We start from the raw sequence: 17,141 nt of genomic DNA, 5'->3' as shown, positions 1-17,141 counted from the left end.
GTTAGTGTCCTGGCGCGCGTACGTGGCGTATGGCTCCACCGACTGACTCGATGCGGTACGCGGAACACGGCGACCTGCCGACCGACGGCCTGACGCTCGTCGAGGGGCTCCCCGGCCACGGGCTCGTCGCCTCCATCGCCGTCGAGGAGATCGTCGACCAGCTGGGGCTGTCCCACGTCGGGAGCGTCGAATCGGCCGCGCACTTCCCCGTGCTCTCCTACGAGGACGGCGGCGTCCGGGACCCGGTCCGGGTGTACGCCCGCGACTCGACATCGGTGGTCGGGCTGGTGAGCGACACCGCGGTCCCGCCGGCCGCGTTCGCCGACCTCGGCCGGACCCTGGTGGACGCGCTCGCGGACAGCCTCTCGCTGGCCGTCTTCCTCGTGGAGGTGCCGACGGTCGGCCCCCCGGGGGAAACCGTCGTCTCCGCGGTCGGGTCCACGCCGGCGCTCCGGTCCTCCTTCGAGGACGCCGCGGTCCCGGTCGAGGCGGACGCGGGGCTGATCGTCGGCCCGACCGGCGCGCTGGCGAGCGCCTTCTACCACGCGGGCGTCCCGACCGCCGTCCTGCTCGTCAAGACCGACGTGGACCCGTTCGTCCCGGACCCCCTGGGCGCGAAGGCGCTCATCGACGACGCCCTCGAACCCCTCGTCGACTTCTCGATCGACACGGCGCCGCTCGCCGAGCGCGCGGAGTCGATCCGGGAGAACTACCAGCGGACCGCTGCCCAGTTCAGACAGCTCACGGACGGGGACGGCCTCACCGAGTCGACCTACGAGATGATGTACCACTGAGGACCCGACGTCGGCGCCACCGCGCGAGCGGGCGCCGACGGCTCACTCGGGTCCGTCGCCAGCCTCCCCGGGTCCGGCACCGGCCTCCCCGGGTCCGGCACCGGCCTCCCCGGGCCCGGCACCGGCCCCCTCGTGCCCGTTCTCGGTCCCCTCGGGGACGTTTCCGCCTGCCGTCGCGAGCGGGACGTACCGCCGGATCGCCGCGACGACGGCGAGGTAGCCGGGGAGCGCGACGGCGAGGACGGCGCCGAGGACCGCCCAGTCGGCGAGCGCCAGCGGCACCGTCCCGAAGTACTCCCGGAGCGGCGTGTACAGGACCGCGAGCTGGAGCGCCAGGGACGCCCCGACCGCGACGGCCAGCCACGGGTTCGAGAACGTCGGCGTGTCCCGGAGCCACCGGATGACGTACAGCTTCTCGAACTCGAGGGCGACGAACCCCGTGAACACCATCGTCATCGCGTACGGCGTGACCGCCGCCGCGCCGTCGAGCGCGTAGAACATCAACGCGAGCATGACGACCGTCGAGACCGTGCCAGCGCCGCCGACCAGCGCCAGCATCCGCGAGTCGACGATGCCGCGGTCGGGGTCCCGCGGCGGCCGCTCCATCACGTCGCCGCTCTTCGGGTCCGCGCCGAGCGCCAGCGCGGGCAGCCCGTCCGTGAGGAGGTTGATCCAGAGCAACTGGACGGCCGGCAGCACGAGGTAGCCGAACAGCGACGCGAGGAACACGATGGCGACCTCGGCGACGTTCGCGCTGAGCAGGTAGGCGACGAACTTCCAGACGTTGTCGAAGATCGCCCGCCCGCGCTCGACCGCCCGCTCGATGGTCGCGTAGTTGTCGTCCAGCAACACCACGTCGCTGGCGTGCTTGGAGACGTCGGTCCCGCGGACGCCCATCGCGACGCCGACGTCCGCGTTCTTCAATGCTGGCGCGTCGTTGACGCCGTCGCCCGTCATCGCGACGACGTGGCCGTTGGCCCTGAGCGCGCGCAGGATGCGGACCTTGTGCTCGGGGGAGGTCCGCGCGAACACGTCGACGTCCTCGACGCGCTCGCGGAGCTCGTCGTCGTCCATCGCCTCGACCGCCCGGCCCTCCATGACGGTCTGGCCCATCCCCAGCGACTCGGCGATGGCGGCGGCCGTCCGGACGTTGTCCCCGGTCACCATCTTCACGGCGATGCCGGCGCGCTCGGTCGCCGCGAGGGCGTCGGCGACCTCCGCCCGCGGCGGGTCGATCAGCCCGACCAGGCCGAGGAACACGAGGTCGCCCTCGACGTCGCCGGGCTCCTCGGCGTACGCGACGGCGAGCACGCGGAGCGCGTCGTCGGCGAACGCCTCGACCTGGCTGCGGACGCGCTCGGCCGCCTCCGGCGTGAGCGGCGCCGGTCCGTCCGCGGTCGCTACGCGCGAGGACTTCGAGAGGACGACCTCTGGCGCGCCCTTCACGTACCCGACGTCGCCGTGGACCGTCCCCATCCACTTCCGCTCGGAGGAGAACGGAACCTCGTCGGTGCGCGGGTGGCGCTCGCGGAGCGCCTCGACGTCGACGCCGTGGGCCTCGGCGGCCTGGACCAGCGCCCGCTCCGTCGGGTCGCCGTCCTCGCTGGTGGCGTCGTTGCAGAGCGCGCCCGCCCGCAACAGCAGGCCCAGGCGTTCCTCGACCGCGTCACCGTCGTCGTCGAGGTCGACGACCGCGTCGCCCTCGCTCGCCCCGCGGTCGACGACCGCGTCCGCATCGACGTCGTCGAGGTCGACGACCGCGTCGTTCACCCACACGTCGCTGACGGTCATCCGGCCCTCGGTGAGCGTCCCGGTCTTGTCCGTGCAGACGACGTCGACGGCGCCCAGGGCCTCCACTGCGGGCAGCCGGCGGACGAGCGCGTTCTCCTCGGCCATCCGCCGCACGCCGAGCGCGAGCGTCAGCGTCACCACCGCCGGGAGCCCCTCGGGGACGGCGGCGACCGCCAGCGACACCGCAGTGAGGCCCGCCTGGACCAGCGGCGTCCCGCGGAGCAACAGCAGCGGCACGACGAGCGCTGCCAGCGCGAACACGCCGACGCCGAGCCGGCGGCCGAGCCGGTCGAGTTCCTGCTGGAGCGGCGTCCGCGTCTCCTCGGTGGCCGCCAGCTCCCGGGCGATGGCGCCGACCTCGGTGTCCATGCCGGTCGCCGTGACGACGGCCGCGGCCTTCCCGCGCGTGACGTTCGTCCCCTTGTACACCATGCTCGCGTGCTCGGCGAGCGGCGCGTCCGGGTCGACGGGCTCCGTGGACTTCGAGACCGGCGCGCTCTCGCCCGTGAGCGCCGCCTCGTCGACCTCGAGGTCCGTCTCCGCGACGACGCGTCCGTCCGCCGGGACGACGTCCCCGCTCTCGAGTTCGAGGACGTCGCCGGGGACGACGTCCGTCGCGTCGACCTCGACGGTCCGGCCGCCGCGCCGGACCGTCGCCGTCGGCGCGGTCAGCTCCCGGAGGGCCTCGAGGCTCCGCTCGGCCCGGTAGTCCTGCACGAAGCCGAACGCGCCGTTGGCGACGACGATGACGACGATGAGGACCGCGTCGACGGCGTGCCCCGCCCAGACGGAGAGCGCCGCCGCGGCCACGAGCACCCAGATGAGGACGCTGTCGAACTGCGCGACGAGGATGGAAAGCGGCGTCCGCTCGCTCACCTGGACGACGTCGTTCTCGCCGTGCGTCGCGAGGCGGCGCTCGGCCTCCTCCCGGGACAGCCCCTCGGTCGTCGCGTCGTGGGCCGACAGGACCGAGTCGACCGGCTGACTGGGCGGTGCTTCGGCCACTGGTAGACGTTCACTCGCCTGCCTCTTGGTCGTTTGGTGGCCGCGCTCGCGCCGTGCCGCGTCACTGGCCCGGGAACAACAGCAGCCGACCGACCACGAACAGGAAGTACAGCCCCATCAGGGTCGCGCCCGCGCCCCGCGAGAGCTCGCCGTCGTTCGCGTACAGCGCCCACGCGAGCAGTCCCGCACCGGCGGCGAACTTGAACGGGAGGTCCCAGAGGACGACGACCGGCGGGACGTAGTACGTGGAGATGACGCCGCCGAGGCCGAGCCCGACGAGCAGGTTCACGACGTTGCTCCCGACGAGGGTGCCGAGCGCGACGTTCGGCGACCGGCGGCGGACGGCGTCCGTCACGGCCGTCAGCTCCGGCAGCGCGGCGGCCACGCCGATGGTGACGACGCCGACGGTCGATCCGCCGAGGGCGAGGCGCTCGACGACCACTTCGGCGACCGAGAGCAGCAGCGACGCGGCGAGCACCACGAGCACGAGCAGGCCCGCCGCGGCGAGGGCGTCCCGGCGCGGGTCGACGCTCGGCGGCTCCCGGAGCGTCTGCGTTCGCTCCCGTCGCCGGATGCTGACCGCGACGTACGCGACGTACAGCGCCAGCAACAGCACGCCGTCGAGCCGGCCGATCGTCCCGTCCCACGCGAGCGCGAGCGTGACGGCGAACGCGGCGAGCATCGGCAGGTAGACGTCGCGGACGAACGCCCCCCTGAGGTCGAGGCTGCCGTAGCCGATGAGGAGGACGCCGACGAGCAGGAGCTGCTGGACGGTCGAGGAGCCGGTGTTCCCGCCGATGACGACGGCGGAGGTCGCCTCGTAGTCGAAGACGCCCGAGAGGATGCCCAGCGAGGCGACGACGTGCGAGCTGAGCTCCGGCAGGCTCGTCCCCACGGCGACGACGGTCAGGCCGACGAGCACCTCGGCGACGTCGTAGTGCTCCGCGAGCGCCAGCACGCGGTCGATGGCGCGGCTCGCCGCGGTCACGAGCGTGTACAGCGCCACTGCACCCACCGAGACCAGGGACACCAGCTCGCCCGAGACCGCCATGTCAGCGCTCGGCCAGCCAGGTCTCGTCCCACGGCTGCTCGTGGGCGGCGTCGAACTGCTCGGCGGTCCAGACCGGGCAGTGCTCGCACTCCCAGATCCGCTGTACGCCCCCGTCCCGGGCGACCACGCCGACCGACGCCCAGGCGTGTCGCTCGCAGGTCTCCTCGGCGGCCATGCGCGGACAGACGGGGAGGCGACGAAAAAACCTAGGCGTCGACGCGGCGGCCTACGGGAACGGGTGGAACGGCCGGTCGAGCCGCGGCTGGAAGCCGAGTTCGCGGGGCACGGTCCGGGCGCGCTCGCCGAAGAAGGGGTCGTCGACGAACAGCGGCTGGGCGCCGGGGACGAGCACGCGGACGGCCTCGAAGCCCGCGGCGTCGAGGTCCCGCGTCGTCAGGCGGGCGGCGTACGCGTCCAGGTCAGCGGCCGCGATGGCGTCGAGGACGGCGTCGAGTTCGGCCGCGCCCGTGGGCGGGTCCGCGGGCCCGACGTCGTCGACGTGGACGGTGGTGTCGGGGTCGACGAAGTCCCGGACCTCGCGCGGGAAGTCCGCGTACTCGCCGATGGCGCCGTCGACCTCGCCGGCCTCCTCGGGCCCCATGGCGCGGAGCTCCATCCAGTTCTGGAGGGCCTCGCAGAGCGCGTCCCGCGCGGCCGCGGCGGGGTCGAGGTCGGCGGCCGATCCGACCGCGAACCGCGGCCAGTCCTCGCGGTGGACGGCGACCGCGACGACCGGGACGTCGACGTCCTGCGTGCACAGGAGCGCATTGACCGAGAGGCCCTCGCCGCGGGCGCGCTTCTCGAGGTCCGCGAACCCGTCGCCTCGCGGCGCCTCGCCGGCCGACTGGTCCTGGCCGCCCCGCGGGTCGCCGTCGACGGCGAGGCCGAGCGGCTCGAACGTGGAGTACCACGAAAGCATCGTGGCGTCCCGCTCGACCGTCTCGTAGAGCCCCGAGAGCAGGGCGTCCACGGTGGCGTTGCCGAGGCCGAGACCCGTGGTGATGGAGGGGCCGCCGGCGTCCTCGGGCGGCGGGAAGACGACGCGGTCCGCCGGGAGGAGCGCGTCGGCGCCGGTGCCGAGGTGTTCGCCACGGACCCAGTCGATCTGGCCGTCGGTGTCTCGGTCGGCGTCGCTCGCGCCACTCGCGTCGCTGGCGTCGTCCGGCCGCACGAACGCGGTCGGCGGCACCGCGTCCTCGCGGTCGACGGGCGCGGTCTCGAAGTCACCGGCGCGGTAGACGCCGGCCGCGTACCGCTCGAAGGCCTCGCCGACGGCCTTCATGTACGCCTCGTTCCAGTCGGCGGCGACGCCGGCGGCCTGGCCGGCGGCCTCCGCGTCGCTGAACCCCGTGGTGTCGGCGTTCATCGCGAGGTAGTACGGCGCCGGGAACGACTCGCGCTCGCCGACCGCCGTGACGAGGCCGACGCGGTCGTCGACGAGCGGTTCCGCGGCGGCGAGCGCGTCGTCCAGCGAGCGACCGTCGTCGTCCCGGTCGAGGGCGCGACTCGGCCGCTCCGCCTCGCAGTCGCAGTGCGGGACGGCGGCGAGGCGGCGTTCGGCGTGCGGGACCTCCAGGACCGCCCCCGGTGCGGCGGTCCCGCGCAGCGCGTCCGCAGCGAGGCGGCCCGCCTGCGCGCCCGCCACGTGGACGGCTCCGCGGTCGGCGCTCGGCGCGTCGGCCGGCTCCTGGCCGGTCGCGGTCGCGCGCGCCGCCAAACACTCGAAACACGGCCCCCCCGGCGCGAGGTACGCGACGCCCGCGTCGACGTCCGCGAGCGGCCGACCGCCGAGGCCGCCGACCTCGACGGTCACGAGCGGCGTGTCCCCCTCTCGGGCGCGCTCGTTCGCCGTCCGGAAGCCCTCGCTGCCGGCGACGCCGACCACGACGGCGAGCTCCGCGTCCGCGACGGCCGCGACGCCGGTCGATTCGACGGGGACGTCGACCGCGGCGAGCGCGCCGCGCACCGCGTCCGCTGCGGCGCCCTCGCCCACGACGGCGACGGTCACCGCGACTCCTCCTGTGGCATAGCTACCAGGTGGTGCGAGCGCGGGAAAACAGTACGGGATTCGGCGGGCGGCGGGGGGAGATGGGGGGTGACGGGAGCGACGGCCGGTACGAGCGGACGGCGACAGAAGAGAGTGGACGGCGGTGACGAAAGGACGGACGGCGCCTACGAGAGGACGGACTGCGCGACGTTCGCGAGCTCGGACGGCGGCGCGTCCTCGAGGCGGTCGTCGGCGAGCTTCAGGCGGAGGCGCGGCCGGCCGACGTCGATGGGCACCTTCTCCGTGTCGATGAGCCCGAGGTCCTCGAGTTTGGTCTTCGTGCGGGAGAACGTCGCCTTCGACGCGATGCCGACGTCCTCGCCCCACTTGCTGATGTCGTAGAGGAGCACGCGGTTTTTCGCCGCGACGAGCAGGCTGATGGTGACCTCGTCGAGGCCGTCGCCGTCGCCGCGCGCGGTCTCCAGGGACTCGAGGACGTGCTCGAAGTCGTCCTCGACGTCCGGGCCGATGTCGTCGTCGAGGCTCTGGCGCACGCGGTCGATGGCGGGCGTGCGGAGCGTGAACTCGCCGGCGTCGGCCCAGTCCTCGGTGACGGCGTCGTAGGCCGTCTCGGTGAACTCGCGGTCGTCGGTCGTGAGGCCGCCGACGAGGCCGCCGGCCTCCACGAGCGCGACCGTGCGGTCGTCGGTAACGAGCATCGAACTCCGGGAGTCGTCGTCGAGGACGCGCAGTTCGAGGGCGCCCTCCTCGACGAGGTTCGCCGCGCTGGACGCGACGATGAAGTCGTCCATGACGTCCCTGAGCGTGCGCTCGTCGCCGAGCAGTCGGATCTCGGGGAGGGTCCCCTCGAAGCCGTTGGCGACGTCGACGAACTCCTGGACGGTCTCGCCGGAGGGGTTCACGACGAACACCTCGGCGGGCTCCGCGTCCAGCACCGCCCGGACCACGTCCTCCACCCTCGTCCCCAGTAGATTCTGTGACATCTCTGCGTGGGTATTGGGGAACGCCGTATTTAATTTTACCGGAGCCAGCAACAGGAAAACGACCGTTTACCGGCTAGCGCCGCCGCGAACGGGTTTATTTCGCGGTCGGGCGAGCGTCCGCGAGCAGGGCGGCCGCCTCGTCCGACCAGTAGAACTCGCCGTCCACGATGACCGGGTGGTCGGCGTCCTCGAGGACTCCCGCCAGCGCGTCCGCCGGCAGCTCGAACTCCGCCGGGTTCCCGCAGAGCCGCGGTCCCTCGACGGCGTCGACGGGCGGCGCGTACGCGCAGCCGTGGTCGTCGACGGAGAGCCGCTCGTAGCGCACCTCGCAGCCGCCGTCGGCGCGTTCGACGTGCGCGACGGTCGCGGCGTCGCCGCTCGTCCGGGACAGCGTCTGCGTGCCGTCGCCGACGACGGCGTAGTCTTTCCCCATGCGGATGCGGCGGCGCGCGAGCCGCAGCGCCGTCTCGATGGGGAAGCCGTGGACGAGCAGGCGCGCGAACGCCGTGCCGACCTTCGCCGCCTGCTCGTCGAGGACCTTCCGCAGCGTCACCGCGCCCGCGACGCTCCCGCGCTCCACGAGGTCCAGGCCCTCGTAGTAGGAGCCGCAGGCGTTCAGGAAGAACGTCTCCACGTTCGTCTCCTCGAGGGACGCGACCGCGAGGTTGCCGTCCGCGCACCGCAGGCCCTCCACCTCGCAGTGGCCGATGTAGTGGAGGAACTCGTAGTGGTCGCCGAGGACGTCCGCGAGCTCCGCGCGCGTGAGGTCCTCGTAGAAGTCGACCGCCATCGGCAGCGAGTCCGCGCGGCGCTCGTAGACGTCCGCGACGGCCTCGTGCTCGCCGCTCATGCTGCGGTCGTTCAACACCACCGCCACGGAGAGGTCCGTCCGGTCCCGGCGGCGGTACTCGAGGTGGTTCCGGTACGCCTCCGGCCGCGTCTTGAACACGTCGATGGGCGTGCCCTCCGCGAGCCAGCCCTGCCAGCGGCCCTGGCGGGACCGCGGCTTCAGCATCTCCACGGTCGCCACCGGCCCGGGCGGCCCGCGGTAGAAGTCGTCCAGCGAGCGCTCCAGCAGCTCCCGGCGCTCGAGCGCCGCGGTCTCCGGCGGGAAGACGAACGCCAGCCGGTCGAGCAGGAACGGGAGCGCGCGGACGTGCTCGAGGGTCGGCGCGACGTGCATCGAGAGGTGCCACTCCGGCAGCCGGTCGGCGACCCGCTCGAACGGCGCCTCGAGGTACGTCGCGAGTCGCTCGGCGGGCGTCGCGTCGTAGGCCGCGTCCGGGTCGACGCCGAGGTCGGCGAGGACGTCGCGCTCCACGAGCGGGCCGTCCGCGCTCGCGCGGGCGGCCTGCGGCGGCGGGGCGTGCGGCGAACTGGCTTCCCGGACCAGGCAGTCCAGCCAGAACGCCCGCGCCAGCGTCGCCGGCGCGTCCCGTTCCAGTTCGTCGAGCGCGTAGTCGACGCCGGCGTCCGGCGCCCGCAGCCGCGGCGTCGCGCCGTCCTCGACGGCGACCGCGGCGCCGAGGTAGTACGCCAGCGGCGCGGCGACGAACAGCGCGCGCAGCGACCGCGGCACCGCGACTTCGATGCCCGTCTCGGGCGTGGCCGCGGCGACGGGGTCGGGGACGTCGACGCGGTCGGCGAACGCGAACCGGGGCGGGTGGCGGCGGAACCGGGCGGCCGACCGGTCCGGGGCGGTGGTGCGGTGGGCGGCCGCCGCGTGCGTCACGGCCGTCGCGACGCCGTCCGGCGTCTCCGGGACGGTGACCGTCTCCGTCGGCCCGCTCGGGGACCGGCGGGCGCCGAGCGCGACCGGCGTCGGGTCGTCGAACCGGACCGCGACGCGGTCGGTGACCTCGACGACGGCCGGGCCGTCGAAGGCCACGAGCACGTCGAGCGCGGCGTCGACCTCCAGGCGGTACGAGCCGTCCTCGAGGGTGCGGCGGAACCGGCCCTCCAGGCTCGTCACGCCGTCGCCGTCCCGCGCGTGGAGGGTGCCGGTGGCGGCGGGGACGGTGACCTGCGTCGCGACGCCGGCGGCGCGGGCGTCGACGGGCGCGGCGAGCGTCGTTCCACAACCTGTCGGCTGCCAGTCGCGTACGCGCACCTCGACCTCGTTGCCCCTGGCGTCAGCGACCCTCACTCCGGAATTGCGCTGTTCCCACCCGATCACGCGAGTGACGTGTACTGCCAGCAGGCATATATTTCTGTCGTCGCCGCCCGGCAATTAGGCGCAATTGACCGCCCTCGGTAGACTTATGAAACGGGCAGCGGCCCATCTAGACATGAGCTACGAGGACGTCCGGGAGGTCGACCCGGCGGTCGCGGACGCGCTCGTCGGCGAGCGCCACCGGCAAGAAGAGACGCTGGCGATGATCGCCAGCGAGAACCACGTCAGCGAGGCCGTGATGGAGGCCCAGTCGAGCGAACTCACGAACAAGTACGCCGAGGGCTACCCCGGCAAGCGCTACTACGGCGGCTGCGAGTTCGCCGACGACGTCGAGGAGCTCGCCATCGAGCGCGCGAAGGAGCTGTTCGGCGCCGAGCACGCGAACGTCCAGCCGCACTCCGGCTCGTCCGCGAACATGGGCGTGTACTTCTCCGTGCTCGAGCCCGGCGACCGGATCCTCTCGCTGGACCTCACGCACGGCGGCCACCTGAGCCACGGCCACAGCGCGAACTTCGCCGGCCAGCTCTACGACGTCGAGCACTACGAGGTCGACCCGGGGACGGGCCGCCTGGACTACGAGTCGCTGCGGGAGACGGCCGAGGCGTTCGACCCTGACATCGTCGTGTCCGGGTTCTCCGCGTACCCGCGCGAGGTCGAGTGGGAACGGATCCAGGCGGCCGCCGACGCCGTCGACGCCTACCACCTGGCGGACATCGCGCACATCACGGGCCTCGTCGCGGCCGGCGAGCACCCGTCGCCGGTCGGCGTCGCGGACTTCGTGACCGGGTCGACGCACAAGACCATCCGCGCGGGCCGCGGCGGCATCATCATGTGCGACGAGGAGTACGCCGACGACGTCGACGCCGCGGTGTTCCCGGGCGCGCAGGGCGGCCCCCTGATGCACAACATCGCCGGGAAGGCGGTCGGCTTCAAGGAGGCGCTCCAGCCCGACTTCGAGGAGTACGCCGCGCAGGTCGTCGAGAACGCGAAGGCGCTCGGCGAGCGCCTCCAGGACCACGGCTTCTCGCTGGTCTCGGGCGGCACCGACACCCACCTCGTGCTCGTCGACCTCCGGGACTCCCACCCAGACGTCTCCGGCGGCGACGCCGAGGACGCCCTCGAGGAGGTCGGCATCGTCCTGAACGGGAACACGGTCCCCGACGAGACGCGGTCGCCGTTCGACCCGTCTGGCATCCGCGCCGGCACGCCCGGGCTGACGACCCGCGGCTTCGACGAGGCGGCGATGGAGACGGTCGCCGATTGCATCGCGGAGGTCGTGGACAACGTCGGCGACGCCGAGGTGTACGCGGACGTCGCGGCGACCGTCGAGGACCTCTGCCACGAGCACCCCCTCTACGAGTGACGCGGCCGACCACGAACACCCTCCGCTACGAGTGACGCGGCCGACCACGAACACCCTCCGCTACGAGTGACGCGGCCGACCACGGACGAGCGGTCGGCGACGCGCTGCCGTCGCCGCCACCGGTTCCGCCACCCCCAGTTTCTTCTCCTCGCGCGCCGCGCGTGAACGCATGCCAGACGAACCGGCCGCAGACGTCCAGGCGGTCCTGGACGCCATCGAGGCGATGGACGCCCCCGACTACCACGAACTCACCGCGCCCGAGGCCAGGGACCTCCGGCGCGGCTTCTTCGACGACGACGGCGCGGACGCGAGCGCCGACGCGGCGGACCGCACGGTGCCCGGCCCGGGCCTGGAGATTCCGGTGCGCGTCTACCGGCCGGACGCCGACGGCCCACACCCCGTCGTCGTCTACTTCCACGGCGGCGGCTTCGTGCTCGGGACGCTGGACAGCCGCGACCCCATCTGTCGGACGCTCGCCACCGACGCCGAGTGCGTCGTCGTCAGCGTCGCGTACCGGCTCGCCCCAGAACACCCGTTCCCGGCGGCCGTCGAGGACGCGTACGCCGCGACAGAGTGGGTGGCGGCGAACGCCGGCGCGGTCGGCGGCGACCCGGACCGCGTGGCCGTCGCCGGCGACTCCGCGGGCGGCAACCTCGCCGCGGCGGTGTCGCTGGCGGCGCGGGACCGCGACGGCCCCGACGTCGCCCACCAGGCGCTGGCGTACCCCGTGCTGGACTACCGCGAGGACGGCTACCCCTCCCACGAGGAGAACGCCACCGGCTACTTCCTCGAGGCGGCGGGGATGGCGTGGTTCGACGACCACTACGTCGACTCGTGGGTCCACCGGGCGAACCCCTACCTGAGCCCGGTCGCGGCCGCCAGCCACGCCGACCTGCCGCCGGCGACCGTCGTCACCTGCGGGTTCGACCCGCTGCGCGACGAGGGGCTGGCGTACGTCGACGCCCTCGAAGCCGCCGGCGTCCCCGTCACGCACCGCCACTACGAGGACCTGATCCACGGCGTCGCGAGCATGGTCGCCGACCCCGTCGACACCCGGAGCGGCCGCGAGGTCCTCGCCCAGTTCGCCGCGGACCTCCGCGAGGCCCTCCACGGCCGACCGCCGGAACCCCAACGTTGAACGGCGTCCGCGACGCACCGTGACGCATGGCCACCGACGCCGACACCGACTGCGACGACGGACCGAACTGGTCGCTGCTCGGGTTCGGCGGCGCACTCAGCCTCTGCTGTCTGTTCGCGCCCGCGGCGGCCGCGGGCGTCGGCACCGGCACGGCGGCCGCCGGCGCGACGGCGGGCGCCGGCGGCGGCTTCGTCCAGGTCGCCGTCTCCGCGGTGACCGTCGGCGTCGTCGGCGCCGCGTTCTACGCCCTGCGGTCGTAGCGTCTCAGACGCGGTCGAGCGCGTCGAGGTGCGTCCGCGCGCGCTCGACTCCCGAGTCGTCGCCGCGGAGCGCGTCGCCGACCGCCCGCGCCGCCTCGACGAGGCGTTCGGCGTTCGCCGGGTCGACCTCGCCGTCGAGTGCGCGGACGCGCTTGCCGTGCTCGCGGAGGCGTTCCAGCAGGCCGCCCTCCGGCGAGGGGACGTCGCCGTCGCAGTACGCGCGGACGTCCGACCGGTAGGCGTCCACGGCGGCGGCGTACGCGAGGCCGCGGACTGCCCGCAGCGACGCCGGGACGTCGCCGGGCGCGGGCCGGTCGCCGTCCGGCGCGCCGCGCAGCAGCGCGAGCACGTACCGTTCTTCCGCCTCGTCCACGCGCAGCGCGTCCCCCAGCAGGACCGCGGCGCGCTTGAGTTCCTGTGCGGCGAGGTACGTGTCGTCGATGTCGAGGAGGTCGCCCGCCGCGACGAACCCCCGGGACTGGCAGTACTCCCGGCAGGCGTCGACCGCCGGGTCGAGCGCGCCCCGGAGGTCGCCGTCCGCGGCCGCCCGCTGTGCCGCCGAGAGGTCCAGCGTCGCGTCGCCGTCCGTGTGCTTGCTGCGCTCGCCGACGCCGACGCTGCGCAGGCTGCCGCACTCGGGGCACTCGACGCTCCCCGTCTCGAAGTACGACCACCGCGTCCCGCAGGCCTTGCACTCGCGCTCGCCGCGAACGTCCATGCGCGTGGGTTGTGCGCGGGCGGGCAAAACTCCCCGGACTCGCCGCGCCACCGGACCGCGGCTCGCCGCGCCCACCGAAGCACTGATTGAGCGCGCCCGCGTCCCTCCGGACCCACGATGCCGCCCGAGCCCCCCGCAGTGCGGTTCGAGAGCACCGAGTCGTACTACGCCGCCCACCGACCGGGCTACGGCGACGCCGTCGTCCGGTACCTCGTCGACCGGTTCGACCTCGCCGGCGAGCGCGCCCTGGACCTCGGCTGCGGCCCCGGGCAACTGGCGGTCCCGCTGGCCGCCCACGCCAGCGAAGTCGTCGGCGTCGACCCGAACCCGGCGATGCTCGACCACGCGCGGGAGCGGGCCGGCGCCGCCGGCCGGGAGAACGTCCGCTGGCTCGCGGGGTCGGACGCGGACCTCGCCGGCCTCGCGGCCGACGTCGGGACGGTCCGACTCGCGACGATGGGCCGCGCGTTCCACTGGATGGACCAGGGCCGCACGCTCGACCACGTGCACGCGCTCACCGACGACGCGGGCGGCGTCGCCATCGTCACGGACGGGGAGTGGCTCGTCCGGGGCACGGAGCCCTGGCAGGACGCCGTCTACGACGCAGTGACCGAACACCTCGAGGACGTCCCCGAGCGCACCGGCCCGGTGGACTACGACGACCCCTGGGACGAACTGGTCGCCGACCACGGCTTCCGGGACGTGGAGACGCGGACTTTCGACCTCGAACGGGAGTGGACGGTCGAGGACGCAGTCGGCTACGTGTTCTCGCTGTCGTACTGCGCGCCCGACGACTTCGGCGACGAACAGGCGGCGTTCGCCGACGACGTCCGCGACCGACTCGCCGACTTCGACGCGCCGCTCTCGCAGACGGCGACCGTCGAAGTCGTCGCCGGCCGCAAGTAGCCGGCCTGCACGACCACGAAGCTATATGTAGGGCGTTCGAAAATCTCCAGCTACGATGGTCCCCGACCCCGGAGCAGACGCTGACGTCGACGCCGAAGCTGACGCGTCGACGAGTACGGCACGCGAGTTCGCCGAGCGGTTCCTCGAGGAGGCGTTCTCGGACGCCGCCGAGCTGCTCGCCGCGGACGGCCGCGACGCGGTGGTCGACGCCTTCCCCGAGGGCTTCCGGCGCGGCGAGATGGACGCCGAGGACGCCCTGACGGAGTTCCGGTACGGCCTCTACGGCCAGTACGGCCCCGTCGAAGGCGTCGGGGAGGTCACTGCGGACGACAGCGACGTGACTGTCGAACTCCGGTTCGCGGACGGCAGCCACGACCTCGAGCTCGCGGTCGCTGACGGCGCCGTCGTCGACTTCGCGCTGCCGAGCGAGTACGAACCCCCGGCGTACGCCGACCCGGACGCGTTCGCCGAGCGCGACGTGACCGTCGACGCCGGCGACGTCGAACTCGACGGCGTGCTCGCGGTGCCCGAGGGCGACGGCCCGTTCCCGGGGGCCGTGCTCGTCCACGGCGCCGGCCTCCACGACCCGGACGGCACGGCCGGAAACTCGAAGATCCTCAAGGACGTCGCGTGGGGGCTCGCCAGCGAGGGCGTCGCCGTCCTGCGCTACGAGAAGCGCCTGAACGACCACGAGCCCGACCCCGAGAACTTCACCTTCGACGAGGTGGTCGTCGAGGACGCCGTCGCCGCCGTCGACGAGCTCGCGGCGGCCTCCCGGGTGGACGCGGACAGCCTGTTCGTCGCCGGCCACAGCCAGGGCGGCTGGGCGGCGCCCCGGGTCGCGGACTACCACGGGGACGTCGCCGGCGTCGTGAACCTCGACGGCTCACCGGACCCGACGCCGGACCCCGACGACGACTTCGAGTTCCTGCGGTACAGCATCGAACCCGACGGCGACCTCGACGAGGACCAGGAGGAACAGTTCGAGGCGATGCGCGAGCCGTTCGAGCGCGTCGCCGCCGGCGACTACGACCCCGGCGAGGAGGTCCTCGGGAAACCCGGCCGGTGGCACGACAGCCTCCGCGACTGCGACCCGGTCGCGCGCCTCGAGTCAGTCGACGCGCCCGCGTTCGTCGCGAAGGCCGGCCGCGCCGACCCCGAGGCGCAGGCCGACATCGTGGAGTTCCACGAGGAGACGCTCGCGGAGTGGCGCGACGCCGACCTCGGCGACCGCGGACGGGTCGAGTGCTACGAGGACGTCGGCCACTACTTCCAGGAGGGCCACGAGCCCACGACGATGGCGCACCTCTACTTCGCGGACAACGCCGAGGGGTACGTCGTCGCCGATGTCGCCGACTGGATCCGCGAGGTCGCGGACGCCTAGGGGCAGTCCGAGGGCGACACGCGGGTCGGACAGTCGGCGTCTGTCCCACCACTGGACTTATTGCGGTATCGCCGGTACTTGCGTCCACGATGCCGAGTCACTCACCGACTCCGGCCGCCGAGGATAGGGGAAGCCGCAGCGACGCGGCTGGTCGAGAAATTCTGCGGCTCGCGTAACCCCAGCGCGGAACGCCGCGGCGACGCGGTGGCCGTCGCCGTCGACGGCGAAGAACTGCTCCTGTCCCGCGAGGACGCCGCCCGGCTCCGGGACTCGCTGGAGGACGCGCTGACCGCCCGCGAGGCGTTCGTGAACACCGCGGGCGTCCACCGCGCGGACGGCAGCTACGTGGTCGAGCGCCGGGGCGCGGACTCCGCGGGCAACCGCAAGGTGTTCGCGGACTTCGAGTGCCTGCGGCGGCTCTTCGACCGGCTGCCCGAGACGTTCACCGCCGAGGACCTGTCGGCGAGCGGGCTGACGGCGGGCCGCCGCCACATGGTGCTGTGGCACCTCGTCGAACACCCCGGGTTCGCCTGCGGGCTCGCGGCCAGACAGCCGCTCACCGCCGAGAAGGTGCCGGCAACGGAGGTGACCGAGCCGTAGGCTTTTGCTCGCGGCGGGTCACGCCTCGCGTATGACGTTCTCCATCGTCGCGCGCGACCCGGAGACGGACGCCGTCGGCGTCGCCGTGCAGTCGAAGTTCGTCGGCGTCGGCGCCGTGGTGCCGTTCGCGAGCGCGGACGCCGGCGCGGTCGCCACGCAGAGCTTCGCGAACGTCGCGTACGGACCGGACGGCCTCGACCTCCTGCGCGAGGGGCACAGCGCGGGGGAGGTCGTCGAGGCGCTCACCGGCGAGGACGACGACGCGCCGCGGCGACAGGTCGGGATCGTCGGACAGGACGGCTCCGTCGCGGCGTTCACTGGCGAGGAGTGCTTCGACCACGCCAGCGACCGCCAGGGCGACCACTACACGGTCCAGGGGAACATCCTGGAGAACCGCGAGACCGTCGACGCGATGGCCGAGGCCTTCGAGTCGACCGACGGCGGCCTCCCGGAGAAGCTGATCGCGGCGCTGCACGCCGGCAACGAGGCCGGCGGCGACCAGCGCGGCGAGCAGTCCGCGGCGCTGTACGTCGCCAAACCCGAGGGCGGCTACGACGGCGGGAACGACCGCTGGATCGACGTGCGCGTCGACGACCACGACGCGCCCATCGACGAACTCGAGCGCGTGTTCCGCGTCTACGACGTCACCCTCCTCGAGCGCGAGGACCCAGAGGAGTACGCCGACCTCGAGGGCGACACCGCCGAGGCCGTCCAGGCGACGCTGGCCGACCTCGGGTTCTACGAGGGCACGCCGAGCGGCGAGTTCGGAGAGGACGCCCGGGACGCCCTCGAGGGCTTCCGCGGCGTGAACAACTTCGAGAACCACGACCTCGACGCCCTCGAGGACGCGCTCGCCCGCGGCTGGGACGACGCAGACGGCGACGGCGAGGACCGGCTGGTGAACGCCGTCTGGCACGGCCTCAGCCGCCTCGACCGGAAGTAGCGACGAGAGCGGCGGTCCGGCGTC

General features: G+C 73.5%; 14 protein-coding genes and 1 pseudogene. 8 read left to right on the top strand and 7 right to left on the bottom strand.

Translation table 11 applies throughout. The features are described from left to right. The first annotated feature begins 29 nt into the window (after positions 1 to 29). Complete coding sequence (locus U5911_RS15840) at positions 30 to 794, top strand: proteasome assembly chaperone family protein (RefSeq protein WP_336038028.1); 765 nt, start codon at positions 30 to 32, stop codon at positions 792 to 794. 189 nt (positions 795 to 983) lie between these two features. On the opposite strand, the pseudogene U5911_RS15835 reads toward U5911_RS15840, so the two are convergent. The 6 genes and pseudogenes from U5911_RS15835 to U5911_RS15810 all read right to left on the bottom strand — a co-directional run. Continuing rightward, positions 984 to 3,590, bottom strand: a pseudogene (locus U5911_RS15835) (cation-translocating P-type ATPase); the annotation flags it as partial. Positions 3,591 to 3,651: 61 nt separating this feature from the next. Beyond that, positions 3,652 to 4,641, bottom strand: a complete 990-nt coding sequence (locus U5911_RS15830; RefSeq protein ID WP_336038026.1) for a sodium:calcium antiporter — start codon at positions 4,639 to 4,641, stop codon at positions 3,652 to 3,654. Position 4,642: 1 nt separating this feature from the next. Continuing rightward, a complete protein-coding gene (locus U5911_RS15825; protein ID WP_336038025.1) occupies positions 4,643 to 4,816 on the bottom strand; it encodes a hypothetical protein in 174 nt (57 codons plus the stop codon). Positions 4,817 to 4,867: 51 nt separating this feature from the next. Then, positions 4,868 to 6,649 (bottom strand): YcaO-like family protein, encoded by a 1,782-nt coding sequence (locus U5911_RS15820; RefSeq protein ID WP_336038024.1) that lies wholly within the window; start codon positions 6,647 to 6,649, stop codon positions 4,868 to 4,870. Between the two features lie 164 nt (positions 6,650 to 6,813). Further along, the gene (gene tbsP, locus U5911_RS15815) at positions 6,814 to 7,632 is read right to left on the bottom strand and encodes a transcriptional regulator TbsP (protein ID WP_336038023.1); all 819 of its coding nucleotides are present in this window, start codon (positions 7,630 to 7,632) and stop codon (positions 6,814 to 6,816) included. 94 nt (positions 7,633 to 7,726) lie between these two features. Beyond that, a complete protein-coding gene (locus tag U5911_RS15810; protein ID WP_336038022.1) occupies positions 7,727 to 9,742 on the bottom strand; it encodes a hypothetical protein in 2,016 nt (671 codons plus the stop codon). A gap of 178 nt (positions 9,743 to 9,920) precedes the next feature. On the opposite strand from U5911_RS15810, the gene glyA reads away from it, so the two are divergent. From glyA to U5911_RS15795, 3 genes are all read left to right on the top strand, one after another. Next, a complete protein-coding gene (glyA, locus tag U5911_RS15805; RefSeq protein ID WP_336038021.1) occupies positions 9,921 to 11,168 on the top strand; it encodes a serine hydroxymethyltransferase in 1,248 nt (415 codons plus the stop codon). Between the two features lie 169 nt (positions 11,169 to 11,337). Next, a complete protein-coding gene (locus U5911_RS15800; RefSeq protein ID WP_336038020.1) occupies positions 11,338 to 12,306 on the top strand; it encodes an alpha/beta hydrolase in 969 nt (322 codons plus the stop codon). 26 nt (positions 12,307 to 12,332) lie between these two features. After that, positions 12,333 to 12,566, top strand: a complete 234-nt coding sequence (locus U5911_RS15795) for a hypothetical protein (protein ID WP_336038019.1) — start codon at positions 12,333 to 12,335, stop codon at positions 12,564 to 12,566. Positions 12,567 to 12,570: 4 nt separating this feature from the next. Here U5911_RS15795 and U5911_RS15790 read toward each other — a convergent pair whose 3' ends face one another. Beyond that, positions 12,571 to 13,284: a DUF7117 family protein gene (locus U5911_RS15790; RefSeq protein ID WP_336038018.1), complete on the bottom strand. Its 714-nt coding sequence runs from the start codon at positions 13,282 to 13,284 to the stop codon at positions 12,571 to 12,573. Positions 13,285 to 13,401: 117 nt separating this feature from the next. Between U5911_RS15790 and U5911_RS15785 the strand changes: the two genes are divergently transcribed. From U5911_RS15785 to U5911_RS15770, 4 genes are all read left to right on the top strand, one after another. Continuing rightward, on the top strand, positions 13,402 to 14,190 hold the full coding sequence (locus U5911_RS15785) for a class I SAM-dependent methyltransferase (RefSeq protein WP_336038017.1): 789 nt from the start codon (positions 13,402 to 13,404) through the stop codon (positions 14,188 to 14,190). 55 nt (positions 14,191 to 14,245) lie between these two features. Then, positions 14,246 to 15,574, top strand: a complete 1,329-nt coding sequence (locus tag U5911_RS15780; protein WP_336038016.1) for an alpha/beta hydrolase family protein — start codon at positions 14,246 to 14,248, stop codon at positions 15,572 to 15,574. Between the two features lie 204 nt (positions 15,575 to 15,778). Further along, on the top strand, positions 15,779 to 16,174 hold the full coding sequence (locus U5911_RS15775) for a DUF7528 family protein (protein ID WP_336038015.1): 396 nt from the start codon (positions 15,779 to 15,781) through the stop codon (positions 16,172 to 16,174). A 31-nt stretch (positions 16,175 to 16,205) separates the two neighbouring features. Next, positions 16,206 to 17,117 carry a DUF1028 domain-containing protein gene (locus tag U5911_RS15770; protein WP_336038014.1) on the top strand — a complete coding sequence of 304 codons (912 nt, stop codon included), beginning with the start codon at positions 16,206 to 16,208 and terminating at the stop codon, positions 17,115 to 17,117. Positions 17,118 to 17,141: the final 24 nt, after the last annotated feature.

It is taken from the genome of Halobacterium yunchengense (assembly GCF_037031165.1).
Lineage (GTDB): Archaea > Halobacteriota > Halobacteria > Halobacteriales > Halobacteriaceae > Halobacterium > Halobacterium yunchengense.
This window is presented reverse-complemented; position numbering and strand designations above follow the sequence as displayed.